Below are 14914 nucleotides of genomic sequence, written 5' to 3'. Positions count from 1 at the left end.
ATAATCGACCTGCCCTACGAAAGAATGATTTCATGTAAAACAATCAGGTCTCCGTCATCTATTCAAGCCGGGGCAGGTGGTCTGCTTCGAAAAACGCCGTAAATACTTTCTTGCTGCACAATCCTGCTATGCAAGAAAGTCCTGCCCAAACATCCCTGTTTGGGCGCTAGCCCGGCTGCGAAAGTCCACTGGACTTTCGGTCCGGCTCGCCCCTGTAGGCTCCACGCCGGCCTCCCTGCCGGCGAGGTTTTCGAATCAGACCACCTACCCCCTGCAATCAATACTTTATGTGTTTTAATGACGCAGTCCTGGATAAAACCAATGAGGTTCTCCTGTGAAAAAATTATTGTTTCAATTTGATACCGACGAGCATCCCGCTTCCTTCGATACGGTAGTGGCCTATGATGGCGGCTGCGATCATGTTATTCCCCATGGCGGATTGACTCCCCAGAATGTGGGGCCGCTGGTAGAAGGAACGATTTTCACCCGGCCTCCGAAGGACAAGAAAAATACCGCAATTTTTATTGGCGGCAGTGATTTGCAGGCAGGCGAACGATTGTTGGATACCGTAAAAGGTAAGTTTTTTGCCGATTTCAGGGTATCGGTGATGCTAGACAGTAATGGCAGTAATACCACCGCTGCGGCGGGCGTGGCTAAAATTGTCGGAAGTGTACCGGTAAAGGGCAAAAAAGCAGTGGTGTTGGCCGGAACGGGCCCGGTCGGACAACGGGCAGCGGCCTTGCTGGCAAAGGAGGGCGCCGAGGTGGTTTTGACATCCCGTTCATTGGAGCGGGCAAAAAAAGCCAGTGAGGAAATGAAAGCCCGCTTTGGCGTGTCAATCACGCCGGTGGAAGCGATTGACAATGACGCCCGGGGGGAAGTGATCAAAGACGCCCAAATTGTTTTTTCGACTGGTGCCGCAGGCGTGCAATTATTGGGAGAACGGCACTGGGCGGATTTGCCTGAATTGGAAGTCTTGGCCGATGCCAATGCGACGCCCCCGCTGGGGATCGAGGGGCTGGATATGATGGATCGCGGTTCCATCCGCCACGGCAAAATTTGCTGGGGAGCGATCGGTTTCGGTACCTTGAAGCTGGCGGTGCACCGGGCTTGTATCGGCCGATTGTTTGAGCGTAACGATTTGATTCTCGATGCCGAGGAGATTTATGCCATTGCCAAGGAGATGGCCTGAAATATGTAGTGCGCTCAGCGCACCAAACCTCATTATCCCTAAATCATGGGCGGCTTTAAGGACCGCGCCGTCACGTCCTCTCCCCAACCCTTTTCCCAAAGGGAGAGGGGGATTCAAGGCAGGGTCCGTCGCTCCCCCCACCACTTGAGGGGGCACCTTGTCTTGCCTATGAGCCAATGACAGGATTCCTTGCCAGATCGCGGACTGCGTTTGAGGGCTGCTTTGGAATGACCGTGCATAACATCACACAGTTACAAACAAATGGGTAATCCCTACTCCCGCCGCCACAGCGTGCCTTGGGGGGTGTCTTCAAGGACAATTCCGCGTACTTTTAGTTGATCCCGGATTTCATCGGCCCGGGCCCAGTCCTTGTTTTTCCTGGCTTGATTGCGCTGCGCAATCAATTTTTCAATTTCTTCTTCCCCTAAAGCGGTTGTGCTGCTTTCACTTTCAGCACTTTGCCCCAGGTCTTTGAAATAGCTTTCAGGATCTTCCTGCAAAATTCCCAGGACAGCGCCCAGGTTTCTCAGCGTTGCTCCCAGTCTGGCTGCCTTATCTGGATCCAGGGCTTTGAGGCGATTGATTTCTTTGGACAGATCAAACAGAACCGCCAGTGCCGCCGGGGTATTGAAATCGTCATCCATGGCTTCCTGGAAGCGCTGACGGTAGGTTTCTCCTGCTTCGTTTTCATCCACCATGGGTAGTCCGCGCAGTGCCGTATAGAGGCGGGTGAGACCGGCGCGGGCTTTTTCCAGAGAGTCTTCAGAATAATCCAGCGGACTGCGGTAATGGCTGGACAAAATGAAAAAACGGATCACTTCGCCGGGGTACTGTTTGAGTACTTCGCGAATGGTGAAGAAATTGCCCAGGGATTTGGACATTTTTTCCTGATTGACCCGCACGAAGCCCGCGTGCAGCCAGTAGTTGACGAAAGGTTCGCCAGTGGCGCCCTCCGATTGGGCGATTTCATTTTCGTGATGAGGAAATTGCAGGTCCGCGCCGCCACCGTGGATATCAAAGTGGGCGCCGAGGCATGTGGTTGACATGGCCGAGCATTCGATATGCCAGCCGGGACGGCCCTTGCCCCAGGGGGAGTCCCAGGCGGGTTCGCCGGTTTTGGCCCGTTTCCAGAGGACGAAATCGAGTGGATCCTGTTTCGCCTCGTTTACTTCCACCCGGCTGCCGGCCCGCAGTTCTTCAGGATTTTTCCCGGACAGTTTGCCATACCCTTTAAATTTCGAAACAGAGTAATAAACGTCGCCGTTTTCTCCAATATAGGCGTAACCTCTATCAATCAGCCGCGCTATCATCTGAATGATGGCATCGATGGATTGGGTCGCGCGGGGTTCCAGGTCTGGCGGCAACACATTCAGTGCCTTTTCATCCTCATGCATGGCCTGGATGAATTTTTCCGTGAGCTGGTGAAAGGGAATACCCAATTCATTGGCGCGCTGGATGATTTTGTCATCGATATCGGTGATGTTGCGCACATAGGTCACTTGATAACCGCACCAACGCAAATATCGGGCTATCACATCGAAAACCACCATCACCCGGGCATGGCCCAAGTGGCAGTAGTCATAGACAGTCATGCCACAAACATACATTCGGACCTTGCCCGGCTCGATGGGTTTGAAGACTTCTTTGCGCCGGGTCAGCGTATTGTAGAGTTTCAGCATGGCGTTCCCGTCCAGCGGGCAAAGCGGTGTTCGATTTGTTCGGGGGTCAAGATTGAATAAATTTTGCTCAATTCAGGACCATCGAGCCGTCCGGTCAAGGCCGCCCTAAGTGGTTGAAATAACTGTTTGCCTTTGGCTTGGGTTCTGTCTTTCAATGCTTTCAAAAAAGCCTGGTAATTGTCTGGAAATTCATGGGCGGCAAGTACCGCAGCCCTGAAAAAATCGGGATCGGCTTGGATCAGGATTTCCTGGGCGTTATCGGTGATAGGAACGGATTTTTCAAATAAGATCCTCGCCCAATCCATCGCTTCATTAGGCAAGACGCAATTGCTGCGCACCAGTTCCAGAAAGGTCTCTTTATGGGGTTCGGGTACCAAATGGTGGAGCGATTCTGGCAACCATTGCCATAAAGTAGCATTATCAGCGCTTTGGACTGCTTGTTGTTGCCAATAAATCAACTGCTGGGGGTCAAAGCGGGCGGGAGAACGGCTTAGGTTTTCCAGGCTGAATGCTTTAGAAAGCTGATCCGGGGTCATGAGATTGTCATTGGCATAATAATGCCCAAGACGGGCCAGCAAATTGATAATAGCGATGGGTAGGTATCCTTGTTTCCGTAGTTCGCGAATGCTCTGGCTGCCGTTGCGTTTGGATAAAGGGGCGCCGTCTTCCCCCAGGATTAAAGAAATATGGCCATAACAGGGTGCGGATAACTCTAGTGCCTGCAAAATCAATAATTGACGGGGGGTATTGGTGAGATGATCCTCGCCCCGCAATACATGGGTGACTTCCATCAGCGCATCGTCCACCGCATTACAAAAGAAAAACGCCGGCGTTCCGTCAGCGCGGCGGATGATGAAATCCCCGATGGTGTCAGTTTCAAAGACCTGACGCCCTTTGACCAAGTCGTCGAATTCGATGGTTTTTCCGGAGGGTACTCGGAACCGCAAGGTGGGTTTAAGACCCTGGGCTAATTTGGTTTGGATTTCCTGGGGACTAAGCTGGGCGCATTTGCCTGAATAACGAGGCGGCAATCCCTGTGCCCGTTGCAGTTTCCTGGACATGGCCAGTTCTTCCGGAGAGCAAAAGCAAGGATAAGCGAGGTTTTTTTCTTCAAGATCCTGATAATAACGGTCATAAATTTGTTGCCGTTGGGACTGGAAATACTGATTGGGAAACGGGCTTTGGGGGCCTTCTTCCCAATCCAAGGCCAGCCAGTGCAGATCTTCCATGAGGGCCGAGACAAATTCATGCCGGCTTCTCTCCTGGTCGGTGTCCTCGATTCGGAGTAAGAAAATTTGTCCAAACAAACGGTTGAATAATGCTGTTCGGGCATTGCCGAGATGAATATAGCCGGAGGGACTGGGGGCAAAGCGGGTCTTACGGTTTTCCATGATCCGTCAATCTCAAGAAGCAAACTGTTATTTTAGTGAATTTATGAGTGAAAAGACAAAAGTGAAGAGATAAATCTAAACACGCATTCTTGACAGTAGGCGGGATATTCGTAAAATGGAAAGGCCAGCATTTCATATATTAGAAATGCATTTTATAAATTAACCAGAGAAAAAGGTAGGTTTAGAATGGGAGCTATACTCGATCTAGTAGAAAAAATGCGTTCGCCCACAGGGATTGTTGTCACCTTGATTATTATTGCAGCTGCATACTTCTTTTATAAGTGGGTGATTGCAGAACCTGAAGATGAAAAGAAAGACGGCGAATAATAGCCTTTCGATCAATATGTGTGGGGGGCGAGTCAATGCCCTCCGCACGTGAGGTGTTTTTCTCCTCAGCTAGCTTATATCTGTTCTTTATCTTTAACTACCACCTCTTTAGTGTTAGAAATTTATTTCTGCATTAATTCCAAATTGAACCTGTCTTCCGGAAAGATCGGTGTCAAAAGCACCATTCGTTTCAGTCCATTGATAACGCACTTCCGGCCGTATTTTCAGCCATTGTGCAGGTTTTAGGCTCATTCCCAAGGCTGTTTCATACCGGTTAACAGCTTTGAGCGCAGGTCTTCCCTTGGTATTGAGCTCTAGTTCTTGCATCCTTGTTTGCAAATCCAACCGTTTATTCAAGCCATAGTTGAGCTCTAATTCTGGGACGCTGGTCTCAATATTGTCGGCAGCTTGTGTGCTAGAAATCTGGTTACAAATCCCTAGGGATAAAACCAAACAATACAACTTCAAAAAAAGCCGGATATTTTTCATGATGTTCATTGCTTACAAATTGTGCTTTATGTAACAAAATGTAGCTTACATCCCATCAAGTGCAAGTAATTGTGATGAACTTCTCAAAATGGTTTGTGTTATTGATTGTTTTTTTGAAAAAAAAGAAACTTTTATGGTGCCCGAGTCTGCGTCGTGACGTACTGTACCCGAAGCTTCGAAGTTTTCTTTTAGGTAAGTGGTTTAAAGATCAGTAAGTAAACGAAGGTGGGGGGCTACCATGCAAATTTTGGCAGAAGGTGTCGCATAAGGCGACACCTTCTGCGAGGCAGGGATGCATCGCCATTTTCGATGGCCATAAGCCATTGAAAATGGAGAATCGGAAAATCGCACTTTACGATTCCGAGTCGCAAAAGTCCAAGGATGGGCTTTTGCGACACCCTCCTTCGAAGGGGAGGCTGTCTGTAAAACAACATGCCCATAAAGATTTGGTGACTTTGAGGTGCTGGGGTGTTTCTTCCGCAGGACGCCGTAAACCCATCCTTAGGGGCTTGATGGCGGCCATCCAGGCCGCCAACACCCACGGAAGAAACACCCCACCACCTTAGCTTGCGTAATATTCATAGGTAAGTAAAACAAAGTACTAACGAAGCTGCCGCCAAGACAACCGTTTTTTGCCAAAGCTGGCAGGTTCGGTGATTTTGGCGGTGTTGCCGCTGCTGCCGGCAACATATTTATATTCCTTGTCTTTGCCTTTGTCCTTGACAATAGTGGGCGGCTGGGGGATGCCCACATCTGGTTTTAGACCGGAGACAGTGGTCAAGGTGCTGTCGGGGAGCGTTGTACGGTCATTGCCGTCGATATTGTTGTCGCCGCTAATATCGAAGGGGGATTTGGGCGACAGCCGCTGACCGGTGACACCGTTCATTTCCATCAGCCATCCGCTGCCACCAAAATCGCAAGGATCTTGGGATGGAATCAAGGTAACGAAAATGATGCGGCCGTCACGCAGTTGAGGTTTGTAAATGACCCGCTCGCCTTCGGCGCCGTTGACCGGAGAGACCAAATCCAGAAACCAACCTTTTTTGCTGGCATAATCCACTGGGTTATCGGTACAGGATGTGCTACAAGCATCCCCGGTAAAACGAACCGAAAAAGGACTGGTGGAGCTATCGGGTAGGGTAGGGTTGGTGACTTCCGAGAGGATTTTCTTTTCCTGCAGATGGGTGCGGGAAAACGTGGTCACGGTGGTTTTGTCTTCGTCCCAGACCGCATAGAAGGTTTGCTTTTGGGGGGTGGCTCCCACCACATCGTCGTTGTCTTCAAAGTACTTGCCGGTGCCAAAAAAGACCAGCACGCCGCCATCGGGATGGAGACCGACTTCAGGTTTGGCGGTAATGGGTTGAGTAGTGCCGTCGGGGGCGCTGGCGGTAAACAGCTTGTCGACCTTCCATTTGGTTTTATCGGTATCATCGACATTGAACTTCCATAAATTGCCTTTGAGGTCTCCGGCGTAGATGGCATCCACCACGGCATCGCCGTCATTGTCTATGGCAATGGGGGTGGAAAGGCCGTTGGGATCGGCGCTAGAACCGACACCGGTGTCCAGGGACTGGATGATATCACCCGTGGCGGCATCGAGAATAAACAACACAGCCTTGCCGCGGCTGCTCAAATAGCCGTTGGCGACAATCACCGCCCAGTGGCCATCGGCCATGCGCACAATACTGGGTTGTGGGAGGGTAAACCCTAAATCCGGCACAAACCCGGGTTGCTCGATGGTGGCCGGATCGCTATCGGTATCGCCCGTCAAATCGACCTTATCGAAAGCGCTGACGGTGCTGACTTCCCACAATACCTGGGCGGCGGCCATATTGTCAGGGTCGGTGATATCCAGCACGAATACCGCCTTGCCGCCCCGGCCGGTGGTGCCTGCTAGTAGGGTTTTCCAACTGCCGCCAATATAAGCATCTCCTGCCTTGGGCGAGCCGTCCACATAATAGCGGTGGCTGTAATTGGGGTCGGCCAGGTTTTTTAAATCATCCAGAATCGTGGCGTTGGGTACATAAGCAAACTTTTCTATGCCAGTGGTGGCGTCAAAACCATGCAGCATGCCATCGTTGGCCCCCACATAGATCATTTTGCTGCGGTTGACATAAGCGGTGTTTTGGCGGAAGGTGAGATAGTCGCTGCCTTCAGTGCCTGGCAGGCGATGGTAACCCTGATTTTGGGTGCCTACATACCAGGGCGCCGAGTGGATAATATCCCCCAGGCGATTGCTCCGATCGCGGAAAGCGCCACCATTTTTCTTCTCCTTGCTCTGGTCGCCGCGCAAATATTTTACGTGACTATCATCAATCAGCGCTGTGTGATGATCAGCATTCAAATCCGGCCATTTGAAATTGATGCCCTTTGATGCGGTAGCGTCGAAGGTGAAGATTTTTCGGCTAGCTTCGCCAGGTATCAGATCGGCCGCATCCCAATTAGAGGTGCTGGATAAGGTGCCGGTGGCGGTATTGATACTGAATTGTAACAAACCACCGCTCCAGTCTTCCGTATCAAAACGGGCTTGGTAGACTCTGCTGCCGCTATTTAAGCGGGTGGAACTGGCGGCGACAGCGGCGGCGGTGGAAGTTCTCGATTCGATTTCCGCAAACGAACGCTGCAGGGCCGCTACCAGTTTCTTCGGCTGGGAGGCGTAAACATAATTATCAGGGATGCCGTCACCATCCACGTCCCATTCTTCTTGCAGATCCGGTTTTTGATTGTTATTGATGTCGGTGAATCCCCCGTATTTTCCAGCCAGCCAGAGCATGTTCTGGGGGCCGTCCAGAGGGTTGGGATTGTATTCCTGGGTGTCGATCATGAAGCTGGTGATGGTTTGCTTGCCGGGGAAGTCCGAACGGATATCCTGGGTATTGGCATAGTAGGCAAGGCCTGCAATGTAATAGGAATTTTTACGTTCCCAATCATCCGTGTAGACGACATCACAGGCAGCCAGAACTTCTCCCAAAGCGGTGATGGATTCGTCGGTATGACAATCGAGATCGAAATTGCCGATTTGGCCAAAAATAGCATTGGTTATCCCATTGGCAGTGCCGCTATTCCAGGGATCGCCCTCCCGCCAAGTGGTGTTCATGCTTTCAAGGTTGCCGACAGTGTTGGTCAAGGCGCAGACGTTGATATCCGGATCGGGATTGGAGGGCTCGCCGAAATCATCCTCAGCTTCGCCGCTGGAATCGACTGCAAGACTGATGGAAGCACCGCCCCTGCCAGTAATGGTATCACTGGTGAAACAGGTGCCCGGCAGTTTTTTATCAAGCCAGGGGTAGGCATCGTTAATCCCGATGATGAAATTTTTCTGGCACCGGTGTTGTAGAGGGTCTTGCCAGGTGTTGATGATTTGAAAGCCGCCAAATTCACTGGTGGCAAGGCCACTGGAATATTCAGGGGTTGGTCCCAGGTTTTTGAAATACCGGATATTTTCATAAAACAATTCACTGACGGGATCACCTTCCTTATATCCGGCAAGACTGAACTGATTGATATAGTTGATGATGCCGCTATTCAGGCCGCCGCTGGCGCCATCGGGATTATTGACGAGCAGTCCGTCATCGCCAAATTCTTTATTGGGGTTGGCCGTTGTGCCACCGCTGCCGTCAGGCATGGTGGGGCCGACATATTTCATGTTAGAACGCAACACCCCGCCGTGGCGGTTTTTTTTATTATCCAAGGTGTAACTGGTGACGGCAAAGCGCATGTGATCGGCTTTTTGCTGAATCAAGCCTTCCGGTTTGTAATAGGTATTGCCGGCGCCATCAGTGTAGACTTTGCAGTTCGATTCCAGGCCTTGGGTGGGGTCACAGACTTTGACCTGGACATTGAAAGTGCCAAGCTCGCTGCCGGACGTCCACCAGGCATTGGGGTCGAAACTGGTGCCTACAGTCAATTTGAAAGGATCATCGGTGTTGTTGATGTAAATGGTACTATCTGAAAAAGGAGTGACTTTGTTAGGTTCGGTATTCAGGCTTTTTGTGATTTTCTTGATGGGAAACCACCCCACCCAATCGATGGCGCGGGCGCGTTTTATGACGGTTTCTGCGGTGGTATCCACCGCCCGGTTCCCGCCGGTCATGGTCCAGATATATTCGTCGATAGCGGTCATGGTGGCCCAGTTTAGGAAATTCCCGCTCCATTTCCCCTTACATTCGTGAGCCGCATTGGTAGGGCCGGCCGGGACGAATTTGCTGCCATCGTAGGCGTAGCACTTATTGGGGTCGAAGTAACCCAAGTACGCCGTGGTTTTGAAGTAACAGATACCAATGCCAGGATCATCGGGATCCGTGCTTTCTTTGATTCTGTTGGAGCAACCGCCGGGATTGTCCGGTTGATCCCCGTAAGCGGCGCCCCCCATCGGAGATTCCACTGACAAGCTGAGCAGGATGTTGGGGTCGACCCGGGCTGTCAAAAACAAGGGACTTTGGGCGATGGCCGCATCCACGTTGATAGGTTGATAGCTCATGAAAAGGCAGAAAAACGCGGTGCTTGTCATGGAAAGGCGGGGAAAGATCAGTCTCATCGGCCAAATTCTCCGTTGCATCGAGTTCAATTTTTCAGGGTTTCTTGCAAGATGACGACGGCGCTGTCCGTGCCGCCTACGCCGCGGGCGGTGATCCGATATAGATTGCTTTCAAAGACGACACCGGCCTCTAAACTATTGCTTTGGGGCAGTTCATCCAGGATTTCGATAATCATGGTGGGATTGCTGCTGATTCCCGCAATGGTACCGCCGCCGCCCACGCCGTAGGTCAACACGTTGCCGGCATCGCTCCAATCGATGTTTTCCCAAACCGGCGTGCCGGTACTGCTGGGCAGACATAACCCCGAAGCGCAAGTAGTCGTGAAAGGGGAATCGGCGCTAATGTTGGCGGCAATGTATCGCTCGGCGTCTCTCAGGGCCGTTTCAGCGGCGTTGAACGCCAGGTTGCGGTTACGGTAATTACCGGCCATCTTTTCTTGCAAAATAGTGGATTGCATGGCGCTTACCCCGAGCATGGTCAGGACTGTCAGCATCAATAGACTGACAACCAATGCAGCGCCGGATTGGGCGCGACTTGCGCTGAATCTTTTCTCCATCATTGCAGGCGGTTCCGTATGCCAACGACGGTTTTAAAGGTTTTTTCTATTGGCTTGGCGCCGCTGACGCTGACATTGTCTAAAGAAGCCAATTTCAAAATAAGCCGGACACTGACGACTTTCTCCCAAGGATAATCGGGATTACCGTCACCATCGCCATCGTAATTGGCGGGCACTTCCAGGTTCACGCTGCCATCCCCATCGCTGTCCAAACCGTAGAGTACCTGAAAACCAGTAACGCCATCCACTAAGACTTCGGCAGAATTCAATCCTTCCCGGCGATAGAGGGCCAGTTGGTTGCTGGGCGTGCGGCTAACGAAATAAATCCGGCTGCTGATTTTGGCGAGTTCTCCGGTACCGGCGTAACAAGCGCCCAAATCGGTCGTGGTATTGCCAGGCGTATTAGAACCGGTTTGATGGACTAGATTATTGCCGCTCTTTATATTGGTTATCTGGAAAATGCTGGCGTGGCTGCAGTTGGTGGCAAAGACGATATCGCCAATCGCTAATCCCGTGGTGGCGGCTACCTTCAAATCCGCCGTATGGGAAGCGGCTTTACTGCAATCGCCACGATTATTTGGCTGGCCAGTGATGGGTGTGCTGTTTTCATCTGCCCCGCGAACCATTAAAACGTCGGTGCCACCCTCGGGGGCATTGCCACCAGGAGTAACGATATTGGCATCGAGGTTGCGGTCCCAAGCGGTAAGGCTTACCGCCTCGAAGCCTTCGATGGGCGTGTCGAAATCGAGTAGAAAATCCTGGGTGGTGTTAGCATAATCCAAGGTATTAGTGACGGGGACATTGTCGTAGCAACCGGCATAGCCCGCCATGCGAATATCGCGGCTCATCAATTCGATGGCAAAGCGGGCATTTTCCTGGATTCTGGCCATCGCTTCGTTGACGCGGTAGGTTTGCTTGTTGCTGATATAGATTTGATAGACTCCGGCGGTGAGAATCAGGCCCGCCACCAAAGACACCATGATTTCCACCAGGGAAATGCCTTGTTGCCGGAAATAAAAGGACAGGGATGCACCGTTCATGGATTAAACGTCAGGATAAATTGTTTGAAATCATTACTGCCACGTTCGTCCTGCCACCAAACCTTAATCACGTAGAGACTACCGGCAGTGTTGTCGCAGCCATATTCAGTGCTTTCCACTGTGCCATTGGCATTGTTGTCACCGCCATCATCGGGTGTACCATCGATACAGACCACGCCAGCGCCATTGGGAAGGTTGTCACTGAGTAGTTGCCGCCATTCCCGCATATCGTGTTCGGCTTTTTGTTTGACGGTACAGGCAGCGACACTGCTGCCGTTCCAGCTGCAGTTGTGATCTACCGCCTTAGGATTGTTGTAGTCCCCATTTTGGAAGCCAGCTAGATTAGCCCGCATTCGGTCACTTAAATCGTAGGCCATTTGCGTTGCTACCGTGCGTAGATAAGCACTGTGATTGTGTTGCAAACCATTGCTTTGCAGTCCCGCCAATCCCAGTAAACCCAGGGCCAGCACCAAGGCAGACACGAGCACTTCAACCAAGGTAAAGCCAGCTTGATCAGCAATCGAATTTTTGCTTACTGTCATGGGCATGCCAAGTTGTTGCCGTTAAGATCTTCATGAATTTGATCCGAATCATTGGGAGAATCCGTTGAGTTTCGGATTCTGCCGTTGTTTTCCAATAAGGTGGCCCGAGCTTTTTTTGCGCCTCTGTCATCGCAAAATTTAAATGTTCCTGAGAATCCCGAAGAGGCGCCCATAGCGTCAAAAGTGACAAGATTCTTAGAAAAGGATAGGCGAATATCGGAAGGCAACGGCGGCGTAACCCTAATTAAACAATCTTCGGCCGGTTCACAAAGGGCGGTATCCCCGTCGTCATCAAAATTGCCGTTTCCATTTTGATCGGCAAAGACAATCCAGCCGCCATTCCAGTTGGCGGTATTGTCACAATTGGTGCCCGCGCTGTTGCGTTTGCATAAAGTCACGGAGGCGCCCCGTTTGATGGCTTCGCTGCGGGCAAGATTCAAATCCGAAACCAGTGAATTGATTTGGGCCGTCATCTTGTTATTGAGTACCATTTCACGAAATCTGGGTATTCCCAGGGTCAATATAATGGCTGCCATGCTTACAGTGATAACCAATTCTATCAGGGTGAATCCCCGGGGCTTTTGGGACATTGCTCTGGAGTACTGCATAAGTTGCCTTAAATAATAGGCAATTTTATCGAAGAATTAAGACTTATCTGACAAATGGCAGAATAATTGTGATAAATGGTAGATGCCAATGTCCTCCAAGTACAGACTTTCTAAGTCAGGAGGCGTAAGGTTAAGGAGCGGCCTGTGCTTTTAGGCCTAGATTGACGAAACTGGTTTCCACCTGCGAAGTTCAGGTTTTCTTCGTCTTCAGAGGAAATCGAAAGGGCAGATAGCTAATTTTGAAAGCGCGCCCGGCAGGACTCGAACCTGCAACCCTCGGCTTAGAAGGCCAGCAAAAAATTCATTAATACACATTGATAATCCAGTCTGTATGCCGCTTACAGAGTGGTTTTTGCTTTTTTGAGTATTGCCGTGCATTAGCGTATATTTACCAAATCTGCTTACATAGTGCTTACATAAAACGGGCCCCGGAGGTGATTAGGACGCCGGCGAGGCCCTAACCATAATCAGACCTGATGGGAGGTCCTGCCAATGGTTTCCACCAATGATACTCCAAATCGCGCCAATCTGACCAAGGGGCGCGTGGATAAATTCGCCTGTCCGCCAGGCAAAACGCAATCGTTTTTATGGGACAGGGATGTCACCGGCCTGGCGGTACGTGCCACCCAGGCCGGAAGCAAATCATTCATATTCCAATCACGTTTCGGCGGCAAACCCATTCGAATCACGATAGGCGGCCTGGATGCCTGGGACATTTCAAAAGCCCGCGCCGAGGCCAGGCGGCTGCAAACCCTGATTGACCAGGGGGTTGACCCCCGTATCGAGAAAGCCGAGCGGATCAAAAAAAACGAGGAGCGGCGGAAGGAATTGCAGCGCCAGGCGGTGACATTCCGGGAAGTTTGGGAGGCTTACATCGAGGCGAGAATGGATTCATGGGGTGACCGCCATTTGTATGACCACCGCCAATTAATGCAGCCGCCAGGCATTAAAAAGCGGCGCGGAAAAACGCCCACCACCGCCGGCGCCCTGTGGCGCTTTCTCGACATGCGCCTGGCCGACATCAATGACGAAACCATCATGGCCTGGCTGGAGGTGGAGCGTGGCAGGCGGCCAACCGTGGCACACCGCGCCTACCGCACCCTGCGGGCGTTTCTCAATTGGGTATCGGAAACGCCGGAATATTCCGGGATCATTCAGCCCTCCGCCATCCTGAATAACCGCGTCCGCCGCCTGGTGCCATCCACTGGAATCCACAATGACACCCTTCAAAAAGAGCAATTGGCGACCTGGTTCAGGGCGGTTATGGGGATATACGATCCGGTCATTTCCGCCTACCTTCAGATTCTTCTACTAACCGGCGCCAGACGGCGGGAACTGTCCCCGCTTCGATGGGACGACGTGGATTTTGAATGGAATTCCCTGACCATTCGGGACAAGGTGGTGGGGGCGCGGGTCATTCCGTTGACACCCTACGTCAAATCCCTCATCGAGTCCCTGGCGGACACTTCGCCATACGTGTTCCATAGTACTCGTTCAAAGAGCGGGCATTTGGAGGAGCCAGGCCCAACACACAAAAAAGCCCTCCAAAACGAGGGGCTGCCGCCCATCACCCTTCACGGCCTGCGCCGCTCGTTTGGCAGTTTGTGCGAGTGGGTTGAAATCCCCCAGGGCGTGGTGGCTCAGATCATGGGCCACCGGCCAAGCGCCACCGCCGAAAAACATTACCGGGTGCGGCCCTTGGACCTGCTCAGGAAATGGCACGTAAAAATCGAGGCGTGGATTTTGGCACAGGCGGGGGTGAATTATGAGTAAAGAGGAGGCCTTGGAGTATGCGAAAAGGTATTTGAGGCTCTATTCGGGAGAAGAGCTGGGGACACAACACGATTTCAACGTGGCGGAGATAGTATCGTCCATAAACGGAAAGATTCCGGAATATTTTTTCGAATATTACATGAATAGTCATCACGGTTTGGCTGACAAGATTGCCCGTGGTTTGCCCGAATACCCATACGCACTCACTACATACAAAAAAAGGATTCACGCCTTGATTCTCATGGCCGAGGATGACCGGGTGGCCTACGATGCGCTGGCGGAACTATTTAACAGGATCATCCTGATAGAAAGGCTGGTTTACATCGCATTGGTGAAATGGGCCGGCGCGGTATTGAAAGGGGAGGTCAAGCCGCCAAAAAAGCGGTTTGCGAGCAATAAATCAGCGGAAGAAAGGAACAGAATAATTAAATGGATACTCCTTGGGGTGCATCACTATTTCCCGTTTGAAATAACAAAATCGAGCAGGGAGAACAAACAAACCTGTTGCTGCGACATTGTTTCCGAAGCGCTTGTAAGCCGGGGAATTCCATTGAGTTACGAGGCGGTCAAGAAGATTTATGTGGATACGCCAACAGAAGTGATTGAAAGTTACAAATCGCTTATTGAAAAGGGCGAAATTATCAGCCCGGATGATTTCCAATCCCCCGTGGACGCAGCCAAATACAGGTATTTGATGACGTTGAAACAACGCCACAAGCGATTTTGGTCGCTCACACTCGACGGCCGAATATAGCAGCCAGGAATCGCGATTAGTGGGG

At 51.3% G+C, this 14914-nt stretch carries 11 protein-coding genes; 3 read left to right on the top strand and 8 right to left on the bottom strand.

Annotation, left to right across the window (positions count from 1 at the left end; genetic code table 11):
• Positions 1–334 precede the first annotated feature (334 nt).
• Positions 335–1192, top strand: a complete 858-nt coding sequence (locus AXA67_02270; GenBank protein KXJ39377.1) for a methylenetetrahydrofolate dehydrogenase — start codon at positions 335–337, stop codon at positions 1190–1192.
• A 272-nt stretch (positions 1193–1464) separates the two neighbouring features.
• Here the strand turns inward: AXA67_02270 and AXA67_02265 are convergent, their stop codons facing one another.
• The 8 genes from AXA67_02265 to AXA67_02230 form a co-directional block, all read right to left on the bottom strand.
• The gene (locus AXA67_02265; protein ID KXJ39376.1) at positions 1465–2871 is read right to left on the bottom strand and encodes a cysteine--tRNA ligase; all 1407 of its coding nucleotides are present in this window, start codon (positions 2869–2871) and stop codon (positions 1465–1467) included.
• Positions 2865–4262, bottom strand: a complete 1398-nt coding sequence (locus tag AXA67_02260; protein KXJ39375.1) for a glutamate--tRNA ligase — start codon at positions 4260–4262, stop codon at positions 2865–2867. The genes AXA67_02265 and AXA67_02260 overlap by 7 nt, the downstream gene beginning before the upstream one ends.
• A 441-nt stretch (positions 4263–4703) precedes the next feature.
• On the bottom strand, positions 4704–5078 hold the full coding sequence (locus AXA67_02255; GenBank protein KXJ39374.1) for a hypothetical protein: 375 nt from the start codon (positions 5076–5078) through the stop codon (positions 4704–4706).
• Between the two features lie 601 nt (positions 5079–5679).
• Positions 5680–9615 (bottom strand): hypothetical protein, encoded by a 3936-nt coding sequence (locus AXA67_02250; GenBank protein KXJ39373.1) that lies wholly within the window; start codon positions 9613–9615, stop codon positions 5680–5682.
• A 26-nt stretch (positions 9616–9641) separates the two neighbouring features.
• On the bottom strand, positions 9642–10175 hold the full coding sequence (locus tag AXA67_02245) for a hypothetical protein (protein ID KXJ39372.1): 534 nt from the start codon (positions 10173–10175) through the stop codon (positions 9642–9644).
• Complete coding sequence (locus AXA67_02240) at positions 10172–11212, bottom strand: hypothetical protein (protein ID KXJ39371.1); 1041 nt, start codon at positions 11210–11212, stop codon at positions 10172–10174. The genes AXA67_02245 and AXA67_02240 overlap by 4 nt, the downstream gene beginning before the upstream one ends.
• A complete protein-coding gene (locus AXA67_02235) occupies positions 11209–11754 on the bottom strand; it encodes a hypothetical protein (protein KXJ39370.1) in 546 nt (181 codons plus the stop codon). The genes AXA67_02240 and AXA67_02235 overlap by 4 nt, the downstream gene beginning before the upstream one ends.
• Entirely contained in the window at positions 11751–12344 is a 594-nt protein-coding gene (locus tag AXA67_02230) for a hypothetical protein (GenBank protein KXJ39369.1), read from the bottom strand. The genes AXA67_02235 and AXA67_02230 overlap by 4 nt, the downstream gene beginning before the upstream one ends.
• 510 nt (positions 12345–12854) lie before the next feature.
• On the opposite strand from AXA67_02230, the gene AXA67_02225 reads away from it, so the two are divergent.
• On the top strand, positions 12855–14135 hold the full coding sequence (locus AXA67_02225; protein ID KXJ39368.1) for a preprotein translocase: 1281 nt from the start codon (positions 12855–12857) through the stop codon (positions 14133–14135).
• Positions 14128–14889: a hypothetical protein gene (locus AXA67_02220; GenBank protein KXJ39367.1), complete on the top strand. Its 762-nt coding sequence runs from the start codon at positions 14128–14130 to the stop codon at positions 14887–14889. The genes AXA67_02225 and AXA67_02220 overlap by 8 nt, the downstream gene beginning before the upstream one ends.
• Positions 14890–14914: the final 25 nt, after the last annotated feature.

Source organism: Methylothermaceae bacteria B42 (assembly GCA_001566965.1).
Taxonomy (GTDB): domain Bacteria; phylum Pseudomonadota; class Gammaproteobacteria; order Methylococcales; family Methylothermaceae; genus Methylohalobius.
This window is presented reverse-complemented; position numbering and strand designations above follow the sequence as displayed.